Origin of the sequence: Sphingomonas parva (ex Maeng et al. 2020) (assembly GCF_004564275.1) — a bacterium.
GTDB lineage: Bacteria > Pseudomonadota > Alphaproteobacteria > Sphingomonadales > Sphingomonadaceae > Allosphingosinicella > Allosphingosinicella parva.
Genome location: NZ_SPDV01000023.1, coordinates 1 through 17223 on the forward strand (window position 1 = coordinate 1; position 17223 = coordinate 17223).

11 protein-coding genes are annotated in these 17223 nt (G+C 66.7%); 4 read left to right on the forward strand and 7 right to left on the reverse strand.

Annotation, left to right across the window (positions count from 1 at the left end):
* The 3 genes from E2493_RS12990 to E2493_RS12995 form a co-directional block, all read right to left on the reverse strand.
* The coding region (locus tag E2493_RS12990) for an IS3 family transposase (protein ID WP_225421457.1) at window positions 1–962 on the reverse strand (962 nt) is incomplete at its 3' end.
* Entirely contained in the window at window positions 845–1111 is a 267-nt protein-coding gene (locus E2493_RS21835; RefSeq protein ID WP_225421447.1) for a transposase, read from the reverse strand. The genes E2493_RS21835 and E2493_RS12990, both read right to left, overlap by 118 nt.
* Before the next feature lie 27 nt (window positions 1112–1138).
* Window positions 1139–2710, reverse strand: coding sequence for a hypothetical protein (locus E2493_RS12995; protein WP_135087455.1), 1572 nt, complete (start codon window positions 2708–2710; stop codon window positions 1139–1141).
* A 1391-nt stretch (window positions 2711–4101) separates the two neighbouring features.
* Between E2493_RS12995 and E2493_RS13000 the strand changes: the two genes are divergently transcribed.
* A complete protein-coding gene (locus tag E2493_RS13000; protein WP_225421448.1) occupies window positions 4102–5019 on the forward strand; it encodes a hypothetical protein in 918 nt (305 codons plus the stop codon).
* A gap of 927 nt (window positions 5020–5946) precedes the next feature.
* On the opposite strand, the gene E2493_RS13005 is transcribed toward E2493_RS13000, so the two are convergent.
* The 3 genes from E2493_RS13005 to E2493_RS13015 are packed head-to-tail and all read right to left on the reverse strand — an operon-like array spanning window position 5947 to window position 12274.
* Window positions 5947–8325: a glycoside hydrolase family 2 TIM barrel-domain containing protein gene (locus E2493_RS13005; protein ID WP_135087457.1), complete on the reverse strand. Its 2379-nt coding sequence runs from the start codon at window positions 8323–8325 to the stop codon at window positions 5947–5949.
* Window positions 8326–8369: 44 nt separating this feature from the next.
* Window positions 8370–9614, reverse strand: a complete 1245-nt coding sequence (locus tag E2493_RS13010) for a glycosyl hydrolase 53 family protein (RefSeq protein ID WP_225421449.1) — start codon at window positions 9612–9614, stop codon at window positions 8370–8372.
* Window positions 9611–12274: a TonB-dependent receptor gene (locus tag E2493_RS13015; RefSeq protein ID WP_225421450.1), complete on the reverse strand. Its 2664-nt coding sequence runs from the start codon at window positions 12272–12274 to the stop codon at window positions 9611–9613. Before E2493_RS13015 ends, E2493_RS13010 begins: the two co-directional genes overlap by 4 nt.
* Before the next feature lie 68 nt (window positions 12275–12342).
* Here E2493_RS13015 and E2493_RS21840 point away from each other — a divergent pair, with 68 nt between their 5' ends.
* The 3 genes from E2493_RS21840 (at window position 12343) to E2493_RS13025 (ending at window position 14838) form a co-directional block, all read left to right on the forward strand.
* Entirely contained in the window at window positions 12343–12483 is a 141-nt protein-coding gene (locus tag E2493_RS21840; RefSeq protein WP_225421451.1) for a hypothetical protein, read from the forward strand.
* A gap of 570 nt (window positions 12484–13053) precedes the next feature.
* The gene (locus E2493_RS13020) at window positions 13054–13365 is read left to right on the forward strand and encodes a hypothetical protein (RefSeq protein WP_135087459.1); all 312 of its coding nucleotides are present in this window, start codon (window positions 13054–13056) and stop codon (window positions 13363–13365) included.
* Window positions 13366–13488: 123 nt separating this feature from the next.
* Window positions 13489–14838, forward strand: coding sequence for an MFS transporter (locus E2493_RS13025; RefSeq protein WP_135087461.1), 1350 nt, complete (start codon window positions 13489–13491; stop codon window positions 14836–14838).
* A 67-nt stretch (window positions 14839–14905) separates the two neighbouring features.
* Here E2493_RS13025 and E2493_RS13030 read toward each other — a convergent pair whose 3' ends face one another.
* Window positions 14906–17194 carry a glycoside hydrolase family 3 N-terminal domain-containing protein gene (locus E2493_RS13030; RefSeq protein ID WP_135087463.1) on the reverse strand — a complete coding sequence of 763 codons (2289 nt, stop codon included), beginning with the start codon at window positions 17192–17194 and terminating at the stop codon, window positions 14906–14908.
* Window positions 17195–17223 lie beyond the last annotated feature (29 nt).

The following is a 17223-nucleotide window of genomic DNA, read 5'->3' on the forward strand; positions in this document are numbered from 1 at the left end:
GCAACGGCCTGCACGCGTGCAGGCCGTTGCTTTTCGAGCCCGGCGGCGAAGGCCGCCGGTGTGGCGTAGCCGAGCGAGGAATGCGGCCGCTCGGTGTTGTAGTCGTCGACCCACGTGGCGATGATCTCGCGGGCCTGGGCAAGGCTGAGGAACAGCGTCTCGTTCAGAAGCTCATCGCGCATGCGGCCGTTGAAGCTCTCGACGTAGCCGTTCTGCATCGGCCGGCCGGGCGCGATGTAATGCCAGTCGATCTTTGCCTCACCGCACCAGCTCAGCACCGCGTTCGAGGTGAGCTCGGTTCCGTTGTCGCTGACGATCATCCTGGGCGCACCGCGCTCGGCGACCAGGTCGGCCAGCTCGCGCACCACCCGCCTGCCCGAGATCGATGTGTCGGCGATCGCCCGCAGGCATTCCCGGGTGACATCGTCGACGATGTTGAGCACCCGGAAGCGTCTTCCGGTGGCGAGCTGGTCGTGGACGAAGTCGAGGCTCCAGCGCTGGTTGGGAAGCGCCAGCACCGGCGCCGGCGCCCGCGCGCCGACGGCGCGCTTTCGTCCTCGCCTGCGCCGCACCGTCAGTCCTTCCTCGCGATAGAGACGCTGCGTCTTCTTGCGGTTGATCGTGATGCCGTCACGACGCAGCAGGACGTGCAGCCGGCGATAGCCGAACCGTCGTCGCTCCGCGGCGACCTCGCGCAGTCGCGCCCGGATCTCGGCATCGTCGCCGCGACGCGAGCGATAGCGCACGCTCTTGCGATCGGCGCCAACCACCGCGCACGCCCGACGCTCGCTCATGCCGAATTGCGACCTGAGGTGCGCGACCGCCTCACGCCGGGCGGCCGCGCTCACCACTTTTTTGAGAGCAGGTCCTTCAGACCCGCATTGTCGAGCATCGCGTCGGCGAGCAGCCGCTTCAGCCTCGAGTTCTCGTCCTCGAGCGCCTTCAGCCGCCGCGCCTCCGATACCTCTAGCCCGCCATATTTCGCCTTCCAGGCGTAGAATGTCGCGCTCGATATGCCGTGCTTGCGGCACAGCTCCGTCACCACCGCGCCGGCCTCAGCCTCCTTCAGGATGCCGATGATCTGCTCTTCCGAAAACTGCTTCCGCTTCATTCGTCCGTCCCTTCCTTGGGCCGGACTCTAGCTCCAACTGGAGGAAAAAGCGGGGGTCACGTCAACGGAAATGCGTCCAACGTACATCGCCGCCCAAGCATCGAGCGACCTGGTTAACACCTCTGCTATGGGATCCTTGCGATCGATCGCGGCAATGACCAGAACTTCACCGAATGCCTCTACCGATAGATGGAGCAGCCCGGAGCGCGCGAGGAGACCGATCTGGAGATTGCCCGGGGTGGCGGTGATGCGCGCAACGTCCTTGCGAAGAGCGAGCGGGAGGTTGCCTATCGGCAGCCATTCGAGAGGAACGTCGGTGACGAGTTTAATGGCAGTCGCTCTCTCGATCACAGACGTGAGCTCAGGGCCCACGGCGGACGCTAATCGTTCTTGCACCCTCGCAAACGTCTTGATCAGCTTCCCGGTGGGCTTCGATTTCTCGGAACGCACGTGATTTGCGAACTGCCGTACAGAGCCTTGTGCCCGGTTCACAGCGGGCGGGACCCTGACGGTGGCTGCCATAGTGCCAGCCGCGGCGAGTCCCGCTGCCGCTACTTGGATGGCGATCTCCGCGGACCTAACCTCCATGATACCCCGAGCTAGTGGACTCTTCATGATCCGAGACCAAATCTGGGCATTTGCGTGTAACTGGTATCCGGCCTGCCGCGCCAAGATCCGAAGAAGGTCGCGGGCAGCGCGCTCATCCGGGGTGCCGGAGGGACCTAGTCCTTCCTCGTAGAAGTGGCTGTAAAGCGAAGGAGCAGTCACGTAGAGGTCGGGCTGCGGTGGGGTCGTGCGGAAGGCAGCCATTGAACGGTGGCGCGACCTCTCATCCAACACGTAGGTGGCCAACATCCGGATCAGAGCGACGTAATCCTCAGGGTCTGCTCCTACAAACGGGCCGGCATCCGCGAAATGAAAACCGGCCCCCTGCAGCGCCATGACCGCCGGCAGCGACACGTTGTGCCCCGGCACAGGTTTGGCAAAATTCTGGATTTCTCGCGGTGACCATTTCGACAGAGCCTCCGTTACGAGGCGGCGTTCCAAGGTAGGCTCATCTCTGGCGACCTGAGCCAACACGGCTCGGAAGTGGTCCAGCAGGTGACTTGGCGTTAGCTTACTCATCAAAATACGACCGCTCGCCTCGGACGCGCTTACGTGAAGCGGGTGGTAACGCTGACTTGCAATCCACCGATCCGCCTTCTTAGCGACCTGCGGGTCTTGAGTGAGAATGACCATGAACGGTGACTCGGCGCTCACGGAGAGTTCGCCGAGCACCCTCACTGCGAGCGGCGTCCAACTCCAAGCAGCCGTTCCGTTTACCCGTCGGCCTACTTGCGCTGAGCGAGGTAGCGCCGGCTCCAAAACGTCTGCTGGGAGCTCGACAAGCAGCCGTAGGACGTGAGCAGTTTCAACCATACCCTGCGAGAAGCCCTGCATCGGACTCGCCTCGCTGGGCTCGTCTTCAGGGATCAGCAACACGTACCGGATGGTAGGATCAACCTGAGGGTTCGGAATGGGTTTGGCCAGTCCACTTGCGATAGATCGCTTCCACGACACCGCGCGCCCTGCGGGCGACTGATCGTCGTTCTTATCCATGCTCCCGACCTACACCAGTTTCGCAGCGAGACGCGAAAAGTGGTTTGCGGGCGGCGCTCGCGCCTCAGATGGGCCGCCGGCATTGCCCGTAGTAAATTCATTGGCAGATCAACTCGCGGCGACCTGTCCGCAAGTGATGCTTTTATCCCTTCTTGCATGTTGTTGGCAGGTAGCTGTTTTTACTGCGTTTCTTGAGAAGGGCTGGGGCGGACCCGTTCAAAAGCGGCTTTGAAGCCCCTTCTCGCGCTCGGAGCGGTCGCGCAGCGGCTATCGATCCGGGCCGCGCTCTCCGGCGGTCCTAGCGGCCTTCTAGCGCCGTGAACAAGTCGGGATCATCGGCGTCGAGAGCGTCTATCAGGCGAGCCCGCCTCGCGGATTCGAAGTGTCGGGTCCTCCGTTCCCATGCCAACTCGGGCGAGCGATTCGGCCGATTCGTTATCGGCTCCAACTGCGGTCAGATTGGACCTGTAGGTCGGTTCGGGAAGGCCCGCGTGGCGTACGGCTCCAGACCGCGTCTACGTCGTTGCGGAGGGCTCGCCGCCATGGAAGAAGGATTGCGGCTAAGGGGGAGACTGCTGTCGTGGGTGTGCGTGAACGACTGGAGCGCTTCGTGTGGAGCGTCTTCTGGTGGGTTGTCTTCGCCGTTTGGGTTGCTGGCTTCCTGCTGTCCCTCCGCCTTCTGAGTTGGCGTACCGTGCCCGCCGTTGAACTTTGGCACCTCCTTACACCGATCTCCCTTTTTGCGGCCGCGGTGCTGGTGCTGTATCCTCCGTGGCGAGCGACTCTGTCTTCTCGCCTAGGGAAAGGGCGCAAGTGGCTGTTGGCAGCCCTGTTACTCGGCAGCCCATTGGCAGCTCTGATGGCGTTCGCCTCGTCACAAGAGGCATGGCATCGGACCCCGGAAGGGCAGATGGAGAAGGCGCAAGCGGATGAAGCGCACGAGCAGCGCCTGGCGGAAGAGCGGGAGCGCATTGACGAAATCCGACGGGCTACCGCGAGGGCGAAGGCACTCGGGGAGAAATGGGCTCGGGAAGCGGAGGGTCTTCCAGTCAATAGCGCACATGAGGTCTCCAGCTCTGAGGAGCCAGTGCTTGATCCAGTGCGCGAGTGCAGAGAACGAGGCGTGGCGTACTTCCGAGATATCGGCTCCTACCCCACTCTACACAGCTACCCGGACGCCGGCCGCACCGCTGAGGACGTGGCGGCGGAGCGGTGTTCCAGAGGACTTACGGCATTCTCCGGGAAGCCCTGACCCTTGCTGCTGTCGCTTAATCTCGGCCTCCCCTACCTCTCGTTGGCAGATCATCGATTCTCCCTGTATCCGGAACTGACGCGATGCCTCCCCGGCAATGCACGAGAGCACCGCGCGAATGACAGGCAAGACACGGTCGATGGACGAGGAGCTTGAGCGCCGCAAGCGCCACTACACCGATCCCATGCGCGGCCGGTTGCCTGAGCTTGAGCGATGTCTCGTCCGGCATCGTGCCCTGCAGATGATCCTCATCATCTACCATGCCGAGGAGCTGAAGCGCGACGTTATCGGCGGTGTCGCCGCGCAGAAGAGGTGGCGGCGGGCACTTTCCGACGACGATGATCCGCTGGACTCGGAGGAGGAGGTGAAGGGAGACAAGAAGCTGAAGCGAGCGTTCGATCACCTCGTGCGCGACGGTGTGCTGCTTGCGGCCGAGCGGCAGCACATGGTGAAGCTGATCCAGCGCCGGAACAGCATCGCGCATCACCTGGATCAGGTGACGGCGGACCTTTCCACGGACCGCTTTGTACGGGACTGGGTCGCGTATCTTCCCAACCGTCAAAGTCACGACTACGAGGCTTTGGACCAGCTGCGAGCTGCGCGCCGCCTCCTTTCGGAGCGGATGAGCGCAAAGCATTATGTCCGCGAGATGGACGTCCGCTCGATCTTATTTGAGGCGACGGAACGCGCCCTGAGCGCTGACATCAAGTCGCTGGATCGCCGCATTCGCAAGCTCATCCGCAAGCGCCGCGAGGATGTGGCGCGCGTGAACGCAGAACTCTCCCTGGAAGGGACCGGCCTCACCGGCGTGTTCGATCCTGAGTGGCCGGAAAACCGTTACGACCGCGGCCGCCTTACCCCGCGGGGCGTCGAGACGTGCTATCAGCTCTTCGACATTGGCAAGTCGCCCATGGCGGTGGCCCATTTGATGGGCCTCTCGCTGACGTCCGCCCGCCGCAGGCGGCGCATGTGGGAGGCGCTCGGCGGGCCTGAGCGCGAGAAGCGCGTGCTCGCTGATATCCCAAAGGTCCGCATCCGTTACCGCTACGAGGATTGAACGCCTTTCCCTTGGCGAGAAGCATCCTCCGGCCGCGCGCTGATGCGCCCACTGCTCGCAATTCCTCCCCTCGCTCCCTGACGCTTTGCGAGCAACAATCTTGCTTGGTGCACGGAGGCGCCTCGACTGCGGCGACTGATGCGAAAGAGATGGTCAGCCTATGGATAGAAGGCTGTGAAAGATGCAGGAGCGCCGCCCAGGATCGGGGCGGCGGACTTCCCCTTGAACATCCCTTGTGCCGTGTTGAAGTCGCTTGGATCGGCAAATGCGATCAGCACGTACTTTTTCCCGTTTGCGTCTTTGCCGGCACCGGTTTCCCAAGCGGACCTCATTTTGAGGCGCACGGCTCCTCGGATGAGGTTCGCGAACCCAGCACCTGCTGGAAGGGCTGCTCCGCTGTGTGCGACGAGAGCGATATGCGCCGCGGGGTGGTCCGCGAGGAATTGCAGCCACTTCGCCCCCGCTGGCCAGGTCGCGGCCGTACTGGCGGAAGCCGGTCGAGGAGCGGAAGGCTTCCGAGCAGACACCGACTTTTTCCGCGCCGGAGCCGCGACCTTGGCACGAGCCGGTGCAGTAGATTTGGACTTGCGCGGTTTTTTGGGTCCTCGCGGCTTGATCGGTTTCGCCATTGTCACCCCCTGAAGCAACGCGACCCTCCAACATCGGAGCGGCGAGTTCAAGCGGCGCCCCTTACCCGCCCCTTGTGTGGACGCGGGGTATCGTGGTGCGATAGCGTGCATCGCGCATCATCGGGAACCAACGCGGACGATTGAAGTCGCTGAACAGATAGAAAAATGCGCGAGCGAGCGTCGTTGTCGGGCGTTGCCACACGGGCTCTTAATCAGCGGGTCCTAGGTTCGAGCCCTAGTGCGTCCACCACCTCCCCCTCCATAGACACACCGCCGGCCGGGCCAATGCGTGTGAGCCCTAGCGAGGCGTCGCGCGCAGCACGACCTTGCCCGGCTTCAGGCCCTCTGCACGCGCCGTGACGACTATGCGGCCGCCGCCGCGCGTGCCGCGCACGAATGCCACCGCCTTGCCGCCGGAGACCGCGCGCACCGGCGCGGTGAACATCGTGTGGTCGGTGACGCTGCCGTTGTCATAGGCTGCCAGCGTCCCCGCCCCTTCCACGGTGAGCGCGACGTCGTGGGCCGCCGTCGGCACCAGCACGCCCTTCGAATCGACGATCTCGACGCGCACCGCGGCCACGTCCTCGAACCCGGCACCCACCGTCGCGGCTTCGCGCACCAACCGCACCGCCACCGGCGGGCCCGCGGTGCGCAGCCGATCCTCGGCGATCCGGCGCCCACCGCGGTAGCCGATCGCACGCAGCTCGCCCGGTGCGAAATCGACCGTCCAGGCGATCGCGCTGTCGTCTCGATTGCGCGGCTTGCGGCCGAGCGAGCGACCGTTCAGGAAGAGCTCGACCTCGTCGGCATTGGAATAGACCTCCACCTTCTCCGGATGGCGGGCCAGGTCGTCGGGAGTCCAGTCGGCGAGCGCGCCCGGCCCCCGCGGCTGCGGCATGGCGACTCCGACCATGGTCGGCAGCTCGCTGGTGTCGATCACTTCGGTGACGCGGCGGGCGAGCTTGACCACCGGCTGCTCCGACCACCAGCTCGCCCGCTCCCATCCGATCGGCTTCACCCCGTCGATCCGGTCGACGAGCCCGGAAGGGTTGCTGATCGCGGGCCAGCCGGCGCGGTCGGCCTCGCCGAGATAGTCGGCGCCGGTCCACAGGAACATGCCGGCATAGGCCGGGTCGTCCCGAACGACGAGCCAGCTGCCGCGGTTCTTGCTGTTCTCGGTTCCGACGATCCTGCGGCTGGGCTTGTCGGCATGGGCCTTGGCCAGCTCGTTCTCGCGATAATTCTGGCCGACCACGTCGAGCAGGTCGGCGGTGCCGTTCTCGTAATCGCCGGTCGTGTTCGGCCGGAACAGCGCCATCGTCACCGGCCGGGTCGGATCCTCTTCGTGGAAGATCGCTATCAGCCGCTTGATGATCGACTGCGCGACCAGGGGATAAGGCGTGTCGTGGATCTCGTTGCCGATCGACCAGATCACGACGCTCGGATGGTTGCGGTCGCGCCGCACGAAATCACGGGCATCGGTCGACGACCAGTCGGTGAAGAACAGGTGATAGTCCTTCGGGTTCTTGGCCACCGTCCACATGTCGAAGGCCTCGTTCATGACCACGAGGCCGAGTCGGTCGCAAAGGTCGAGGAACTCGGGCGAGAACGGATGATGGGCGGTGCGCACGGCGTTGACGCCGAGCGCCTTCAGCCCGCGCAGCCTGCGCTCGTAAAAGGCGAGCGGCACGGCCATCTCGAACGGCCCGCCGTCGGCGTGGATCGCCACGCCCTTGAGCTTGATGTTGCGGCCGTTGAGCCAGAACCCGCTCGCCGCTTCGAACCGGGCTTCGCGGATCCCGAACGGCACGCGCTCCTCGTAGAGCGCCGAACCGTCCGCCGCGACGATCTTCACCTGCGCCGCATACATCGCGGGATCGTTCAGGTCCCAGCGGCGCGGATCCCCGATGCGCCCGCTCGCCGAGATCGGCGTCGCCCGGCCCGGCGCGAGCGTCACCTCGGCGCCGCGCAGCGTCGTCACCGTCCGCCCGTCCGGGCCGATCACGGCGACCTCCATCCGCGCAGCCACCGGGCCGGCTCCGCCGTTGCGCACCGCGCTGTCCAGCCTGAGGTCGGCGGACGCCATGTCGAGCCGCACGACACGAACGGCGGTCGACCAGGTCTCGGCGTGCACGTCGCCCAGCGTGATCAGGCGCACGTGGCGGTAGATGCCGCCGCCGGCGTACCAGCGGGACGCCGGCTGCGCGCTGGTGTCGGCGCGCACCGCGAGCAGGTTCTCGGCTCCGGCGGCCGCGAGGTGCGGGGTCAGCTCGTAGCGGACGCTCGCATAGCCGTTCGGACGATGACCGATATGATGACCGTTGATCCACACTCCCGCCCGCTCCATGACGCCGTCGAGCTCGACGAAGACCCGTTTCCCGACACTGTCCGCCGGAAGCGTGAAATGCTTGCGGTACCAGGCGACGCCGCTGGGCAGGAATCCGCCCGATCCGGTCGCCGGCGCATTCCGGTCGAACGGTCCGGCGATCGCCCAGTCGTGCGGCACGTCCACGCGCTGCCATGCGCCATCGGCAAAGCCGGGCCGCTCGGCGCCCGCGGCGTCGCCGCGCGAGAAGCGCCAGTCGGCATCGAACGATTGCGATCCGGCGGGCTGGGCGCCGGCGGGCGCGACGAGGAGGAGTACGGCCGCAATCGCCCAGGCCAGTTTCGACAGCATCCTCATCTCCCCTTCCCCGGTCCACGCGGCGCCGTCACGGGCTTTCATCGCGGCTCGGCGCCGTCCGGCGCGCGGAGCCCGTAATCAGCGGCCATGCGGCGATATTCGTCGAGATGCGCATTGGTCACATAGTCGCCGCCGCGGCCGAGCCGAGCGACGGGCGGCGGCGAAGGCGGAGAGGGCGCGGCCGCACGCAGGCCGCCGGGCGCCTCGGCGGCGTTCACGCCCTGCGACAGCAAGTCCGGCTTCGGCCCGCCGCCGGCATTTCGTCCGCCGAGGTCGAACACCGCCTCCTGGTGCCGCATCGGCTCCCAGATGAAAGTCCCCCAGCCGCGCTTCCCCGGAAGCGCGTGCACCAGATCGTTCAGATAGCGCTTGCGCGAGGAATATTCGGCGACGAGCAGCCCCTTGTCCGGATAGCGGCGGACGAATTGGGCGAAGCTGCGCTCCCAATCGCCCTGGGCGCGCTGCTGGTAGCAGGACAGGCCCAGCACATCGAATTCCACATCGCGGGCGATCAGGGCGTCCGTCCACTCCCGAACGATGTCCCAGTGGCGGCCAAGATGGTTGTGGAGCTGGATCGTGATGCTCGGCTCGGCGGCACGGGCCCCGGCAATCCCGGCTCTCAGCAGCTGCGCCAGCGCGTCGAAGCCGCCGACCGGCCCCGCGTCGCGCTGGTTGGCGTCGGTCACCGGGTTGCCGGTGGGCGTCGACAGCCGAACCCGACCATAAGGCCACAGCATCCCGAACGTGATCTCGTTGCCGATCACCGCCATGTCGACCGGCGCGCCGCCGCCCCGCATCGCGCGCAGGCTGTCGCGCGTATGCGCCTCCACCGCCTGCGCGAGGCCCTTGAGCCCGAGGCCGCGCCAGCCGGCGGGAACCTGCTGATGCTCGGGATCTGCCCAGGTGTCGGAATAATGGAAGCTCAGCGCCAGCCCCATCCCGGCTGCCTTTACCCGCCGGCCGAGCGCGATCGTCTGGAGCAGGCCGCCCCATGCCTTGTCCGGCGCGGCGGCCGAATAGCCGCGGGCCGGATCGACGAACATGCGCAGCCGGATCCAGTTGAACCCGGCATTGCGCAGCAGAATGATCGGATCCTTCCTCACCTGCCCTTCGAAATATCGCGCGCCGGCCGCCTCGTCCTCGGGGATCCACGAGACGTCGGCGCCGAGCATGTAGGGGCCGGGGCGCGCGCCGTTCCCCCGCCCTGCAGCCGCCCGCGCCGCGCCCGGCAGCATCGGCACGGCGAGCAGGCCAAGGGCGTCGCGGCGGCGAAGCCCCCTCACATCCGCACGTTGATGCCGAGCATCACCGTGCGCCCGACCCTCGTCTCGAACAGAGTGTCGTCGCGGACGCTGTCGATGTAGAGCCGGTTCTGCTCGTCGGTCAGGTTCTGCGCCTCGAGGATCAGCTTGATGTTGTCGGTGACGTTGAACGAGGCGGACGCGTCGACATAGAGCGTCGGCGAATTGCCTTGCAGGTCGCTGCCCGGCGAGGCGGGAATGCCCCGGATGAACCGGTCGCGGTAATTCGCCGTCGTGCGGATGCTGAAGCGATCGTCCTCGTAATAGACCGTCGCCGACGCCGTGTTCTTGGAAAGGCCGACGAGGTCCGCCGTCGTCGTCACCGTCGGCACGCCGTTCAGGCTGGCGAGCACGTAGTCGATCTTCGAGGTGACGCGCGTGTAGTTCGCGAGGATCCCGAAATTGCCCAGCATCCCGGGCAGGAAGGTGAACGGCACCTGGGCGTTCAGCTCGAAGCCCTTGAGCGGCCCGCCCGGCGTGTTGAACGGCCGCGAAATGGTGAACAGCTCGGTCGGCGCGGTGTTGGAGCCGAACAGCAGCGCGTCGGGAAGGCCGAGCTCGTTGAACGGCTGCTGGCTGTTCACATTCTGGATGAAGCTCTTGATGTCCTTGTAGAAGAAGGCGGCCGAGAGCAGGCCTCCGCGGATGAAATACCATTCCACGGCGGCATCGAAGGTGTTGGCCCGGATCGGCGCGAGAAACGGATTGTTGACGTTGCCGACGCGCGTGATCGGATTGACGCCGCTGGTCGGCGCGAGCACGCCGAGCTCGGGACGCGCCATCACCTTGGCGCCCGAAAGGCGTACGAGCACGTCGCGCGTCGGCTCGATCACGAGATTGGCGGAGGGCAGCCAGTCGTCATAGCTGTTGGTCGCCTGGGCGAACTGGCCGACGAGGCCGGTCGGCGAGACGACGCCCGCCGGCGGCGCGACCGAGATATAGCCGGACGCATTGAGATCGGTCCGCACGTAGCGGACGCCAATGTCGCCGCGCAGGCCGAGGCCGATGCGGTCGCCGAGATCGAATTGCGCCATCAGATAGGCGCTCTTGATGTCCTCCTTCACACGGGTGCGGACGCCGCCGCATTCCGCGCCGCAGAAGCGCACGTCGTCGAAGCCGAAGACGTCGGCCCAGCGGTCGGGATCGATTGCCGCCCAGCTCGCCGGCGCGCCGCGCCCCCAGAGCTCGTCGACGCCGCTGATCTGGCGGGTGATGTCGGCCAGCGAGGTGCCGGCGGGCAGCGCCCGGACGACGAGATCGGCATTGTAGGGCCGCAGCGAGCTGAGCAGGAAGTCGCTCGACCGGAACTGCGCGCCGCCCTTCAGCACCAGGCCCTCGCCGAACGTCCAGGCGAGGTTCGCCTCGCCGGTCAGATTCTCGGTGACGTTCTTCTGCGGCCGTCCCTGGAAGCTGAAGCCGCCGAGCACCGTGCCGTCGGCAAGGCCGGGCGCGTAGGTGAAGGCGCCCGGATTGGAGACGTCGAAGCCGAAGCCGATCGTCGGGGTGCTGCCGCCGTCGCGGAAATCGATCGTGAAATTGTCCGCATCGATCACGTCCATGAAGGTTTGGAGCCGCTTCTTGCCCGCCCAGATCGAACGGTTGAGACCGACGAGCGCGCTGAGCTCCAGCGTGTCGGTCAGCCGCCGCTTGAAGTTCAGATTGGCCTGCTTGAACGTCGAGACGAACTGATCGACCAGTCCTTCCGAGCGCACGTCTACGCCGTCGAACAGGCCGTAGATCAGCGAGCCGTTCTCGTCGAACTCGATGTCGCGGACGGAGACCATCGGCTGGCCGTTGTTCGAGATCGAGCGCGCGAAGGAGAGGCCGGCGATATAATTGTCGCGACGCTCCACCTCGAAGCGCGAGTAGAGGAGGTCGAGCGAGATGTCGGTGTCGTCGTCCGGCTGGAACTGGCCGGTGAAGGTGCCGCCGATCCGCTCCTGGTCCTGCTCCGAGTTCACGTAGCGCGGAATGCGCGGGAAGAAGGCGCCGCTGCCCGGCGTGTTCGGCAGGTCGTCCCGGCGCAGCGCGAGGATCGCCTCATAGGCCGCGACGGTGCTGGTCCGCGGATTGCCGGTGCTGCAATTGGCGGCGGTGCTGCCGCGGCTGCCGATCGCCGGATTGACCGGCGTGTAGCCGACCGGCGAGCAGAAGCCGCCGTTGGTGTTGGAAGAGAGCAGGTCGACGGCCGAATAGCCGACCTCGCGGATGTTGCGGCGCTGATAGGCGAGTGATCCGAGCACGCCCCAGCGGCCGTCGTCGAATTGCTTGGAGACGAGCAGCGACGCACGCGGATCGACCTTCTTCGAGACCTCGTTCCAGATGGCGCGCGCGGTGGCCGTCACGACGAAGCCCTCGCGACTGTCGAGGGGCTTCGGCGCCGTCAGATCGACGGTGGCGCCGAGCGAGCCCTCCTCGACGTCGGCGGAAGGAGTCTTGCGGACGGACAAGGCCGAGAAGATTTCCGTCGGGAAGACGTTGAAGTCGAAGCTGCGCCCGTTGTTGCCGGCGCCGAAGATGTCGGAACCGCCGGTCTGGGCCGTGCCTTCCATGCCGTTGATGCGGACGCGGGTGAATGCCGCGCCGAGGCCACGCACCGAGATGTTGCGTCCCTCGCCGCCGTCGCCGCGGGCCAGCGCCACTCCCGGGTATTCGCTGCATCGACTCGGCGAGGTTCGAGTCGGGGAACTTTCCGATATCCTCGGCGACGATGCTGTCGATCGCCGCCGTCTCGTTCCGCTTCTGGTTCAACGCATTGTTGAGCGAGGCCCGAAAGCCGGTGACGACGATGTTCTCGTCCTCGACCGGGTTCGGCGGCACCGTGTCCTCGCTCTGCGCCGAGGTCTCCTGATCCGCCTCGGTCTGGGCGGCGAGCGGGGATCCGGTCGCAAGCGCGATGGTGAGCGCCAGGAGCGATGCGCCGCGGCGCGTACGGACAAACCGGTTCTCAGCTGCTGTCACGGCTCTCTCCCCTATCGCTTGCCGGTCGGGGGCGACTCGGCCTGGTCGTGTCCGGCGAGCTTCGGCGACTCGCTCTCTTTCTCTCGGCAGACGGCTCGTTGAGACGGTTATGCCATATTGTGGAGATGCTTTCCACCTTTTGGGATGAGGCGTATCGCGAGGGCGCCAGCATTCGATCGTGGCGATCGCCGCGCACGAGCATGCAAGCATCGTTCGAATGATCGGGAAGCTCGCGAGCCTCCTGACTTGGCGGGGATGCTCCAGGCCGATGCGACGCCCCGGCAGTGAGCGCGCCTGGCGTCATCTGCCTCCGCGCGTCGGGACCTGGAACCGCGGCGCCACCTTGCAGACCATAGCGCCACCTGGCCAGTCCCCTCCGCGCCTGCACCGGCCCGAACGGGATTGCCTTTCGCGCGGGAAGCGGGAAACCTGCCGCCTCAATTTGCCGGGAGGACATCACATGGCGGGAGCCGAGCCAGTCGCGAATTCGAACGTCGAGCCGATCGCGGGGTCGGGAAAGTCCGCCATCGTCTCGAACGAGCTCGATCGGATCACGCAGGCGGTAGCGGCCGTCAGCCCGGCCGACGCCGACATCGGCTTCGAATATGACGGCAAGCTCCGCATCAACATCGACATCCGCAAGCTCGAGGACCTCGCCCGCGTCGAGCTCCTCCTGCCGACGCTCTGCGGCGGCATCTTCTCTGACGTGCAGCGCGGCCTCGTCGACAATCGTCCGTTTCTCCACCGGCTGACGGCGATCGTCGACCGATGACCGAAGCCGGGAGGCTCGTCCCTCCCGGACTCTTCGCAGCGCCAAGGCCCTGAAACGACGCACCCGCTCGCCGGCGCGCGCGAAGCGCTTTCCCCTCGGACGATCACGCTCTAGGCGGAGCCCGTGCTGTCTCCCCCGTCTCCCGGCAAGCTCCGGCTGCTCCTGTTCGCGGCCGGCGACTTCGCCTTCAATCTCTACTGGCAGAGCATCATGCTCTTCCTGCTCTTTTATTATTCGGACGCGCTCGCCTTGCCGATCGCCACCGCCGCGGCGATCTACGCCGCCGCCTCGGTCTGGGACGGCATCGCCAATTTCGTCGCGGGGATGATCGCCGATCGCCGCCGACCGAGAGGCGGCTATGGCCGCGTGCTGATCGTCGGCAGCATTCCCCTCGGGCTCGCATGTATCCTCACCTACGTCCCGCCCGTCGCGCCCGGTTTCTGGGGGGTCGTCCTGCTCGCCGCCGGGCATTTCCTGTTTCGCACCGCTTACGCGGCGCTCAACGTCCCCTATCTCGCCATGACCGCGCGGATCAGCGTCGACAGCCGGGACCGCGCGTTCGTCGCCGGCGCGCGGATGCTGTTCGGCACCCTTGCCTGGGTCACCGTCGCCAGCCTGACGGTGCCGGTCGGCGCCTGGCTCGCAGGAACGGCGCGGCCGACCGACGCCTATTTCGGCGCCGCCATCGTGGTGGCCTGCGCCGCGACGGTGATCCTGATGCTGGTCGGCGCGACCTATCGCGACGAGACCCCGCCGGCGGCGAGCGAGCCGCAATCGATCCGTGCCGCCCTGGCGAGCCTCGCCGCCAATCGCGCCTTCGTGACGCTGAACCTGGCGATGATGGCGATGATCGTCGCCGTCAGCGTGCTCAACAAATCGGTTCTCTATTATTTCAAATACTTCCTCGGGGATGACGCCGCCGGCCAATCGGCGCTCGCCTGGATGGGGCTGGTCAGCGCGATCGCGGTGCCCTTCTGGATGGTCGTCCAGCGTCCGCTCGGCACGCGCAACGTCTGGTTCGTCGCCACCGGCGCCTGCATGGCCGGCCTTGCCTTGTTCGCGGCGGTCGAGATCGGCGATCCGCGGGCCATGCAGCTGTTCCTCGTCGCCATGCAGGCGGTGATCATCGGCCTGCATTTCTCCTTCTGGGCGATGCTCCCGAACACGATCGAATATGGCGAGCAGGCGACCGGGCTTCGCGTGGAGGGCACCGTCTTCGGCATGGCGGCCCTGCTCCAGCGCGTCGCGATCGGAATCGCCACCGTGCTGCTCGGGTTCGGCTTCAAGTCCGCGGGATACGTCGCCAACGTGGCGCAGAGCGCGGTAACGCTGAGCCTGATGCGGTGGACGATCATTGCCGTGCCGCTCGGCTTCCTCGCCCTCTCCTGCCTGCTGATGCTGCTCAACCCGCTCGGCAAGGGCGCTCACGCGCGTATCGTCGGGCGCCTGGAAGAGGAGTCGAAAAAGGGCTGAGAGCAGCGGCTCCCAGCCCTCTTCCAGTCACCGCAGCGGCGAGGCCGGGCTCGCCGCCCCGCCCGGATCAGGCGGCGGTCAGCTCGAAGGTCGTATGGACGCCCTCGGCCTCGGCCGAAGGAGCGACCCAGACGTCGAACTGCCCCGGCTCCACCGTCGGCTTGTTCTCGACGCCGTAGAATTGCAGCTGCTCGCGGGTGAGGCGGAAGCGGACGGTTTCCGAAGCCCCGGGGGCGAGCGCGACCTTGCGGAAGGCCTTCATCTCGCGGACCGGACGGGTGACGCTCGCTGCGCGATCGCGGATGTAGAGCTGGACCAGCTCCTCGGCCGCGCGGCTGCCGCGGTTGGAGACGCGCGCGGTGACGATCAGGTCGCCGTTCCACCCCATGGTCGCAGGCACCGAGAGATCGGAATATTCGATCTTGCCGTACGTGAGACCGTGACCAAACGGATAGAGCGCGGTGTGCGGAATGCCGCGATAGTGCGCCTTGTATTCGGCCAGCTTGTTGTCCGGATCGGGACGACCGGTCGGCTTGTGCGCATAATAAAAGGGCTGCTGGCCCGGCGAGCGCGGGAAGGTGCACGGCAGGCGCCCCGACGGGCCGTGCGCGCCGAACAGGATGTCGGCGATCGCGTTGCCGCTCTCGGTGCCGAGGAACCAGGTGACCAGGATCGCCTGCGCATCGGCCACCGCGCCCTGCAGCGCGAGCGCCCGGCCGTTCTTGAGCACCACGACAGTCGGCTTGCCGACCTTGGCGACGGCTTCCGCCAGCGCCTGCTGCGGCGCCGGCACGACGATCTCGGCGCGCGACTGCGCCTCGCCGGACATGCCCTGGCTCTCGCCGATCGCGAGCAGCACCACGTCCGCGTCGCGGGCCGCGGCCACCGCCGCCTCGATGCCGCCGGGCAGCGCCTGCTCGACGCCCGACCCCTCGACGATCGTGATCTGGTGGCCGTTGCCGACCGCGTTGCGCACGCCGGTCGCCAGATCGACGGCTTCCTTGTCGCTGCCGTAGATCACCCACGGTCCGACGAGATCGTGCTGACCGGCGGCGAACGGGCCGATGATCGCGATCTTCTTGCCGCTCTTCGGCAGCGGCAGCAGGTCGCCCTCGTTCTTGAGGAGGACGATCGACTTGCGTCCGGCCTCACGCGAGAGCGCGGTTGCCGGCTTGGTGCGGGCGCGCGCCTTCTCGCGCTTGGCGTCGATCCGGCGGAACGGATCCTCGAACAGGCCGAGCGCGGCCTTGACCGCGAGCACCTTGCGTACCGAAGCGTCGAGCCGCGCCATCGGCACCTCGCCGCTATTGACCAGGTCGGGCAGGTGCTTGCGGTAGAAGCCGCTGGTCATGCTCATATCCACGCCGGCGAGGAAGGCGAGCTTGGTCGCCTCGCGCGCATCCTTGGCGAAGCCGTGCGCGATCATCTCCTCGTCGCCGGTGTAATCGGAGACGATGAAGCCGTCGAAGCCCCATTCCTTGCGCAGGATCTGCTGCAACAGCCACGGATTGCCGGTGGCCGGGATTCCCGAAATCTCGTTGAACGAGGCCATGCCGGAGAGCGCGCCGGCATCGAAGCCGGCCTTGTACGGGGGCAGATAGACCTCGCGCAGCGTCCGCTCGGACATGTCGACCGTGTTGTAGTCGAGCCCCGCCTCGGCGGCGCCGTAAGCGGCGAAATGCTTGACGCAGGCCATCATCGCGTCGTTCGCCTTGAGGTCCTTGCCCTGGAAGCCCTTGACGCGCGCGGCGGCGATCAGCTCGCCCAGCAGCACGTCCTCGCCGGCGCCCTCCATCGTCCGCCCCCAGCGCTGGTCGCGGGCAATGTCGACCATCGGCGCGAAGGTCCAGTCGACGCCCGAGGCCGCGGCCTCGTAGGAGGCCATGCGCGCGGTCCGCTCCATGAGGTCGAGATCGAAGCTCGCCGCCTCGCCAACGCCGACCGGGAAAATGGTGCGGTGGCCGTGGATGATGTCGGCGGCGAAGATCAGCGGGATCTTCAGCCGCGATTCGGTCATCGCCACCGTCTGCATCCGCCGCGCCATCTCGGCACCGTTGCCGTTGAACACGCCGGTGAGCTGCATCCGGCGAACCTCGTCGAGCTGCTCCTCCCAGTTGGACCCTTGCGTCGGGGGGTTGAGCTGCGTGGCGATGCCGCCGCCCCAGGCACTGGGCAGCAGGGTCAGCTGGCCGGCTTTCTCCTCCACCGTCATTCGGCCGACGAGCCCGTCCACCAGCGCCGGCACCGGCAGGGTGGCCGCCGCATTGAGCAGCGCCCGTGCCGGGCTCGAGACCCAAGCCGCGACCGCACCTGCCCCAAGCAGCGCCGCGCGTCGCGAAATCTTGGTATCGATCATCACATTACCCCTTCTAGAACTGCCCTGCG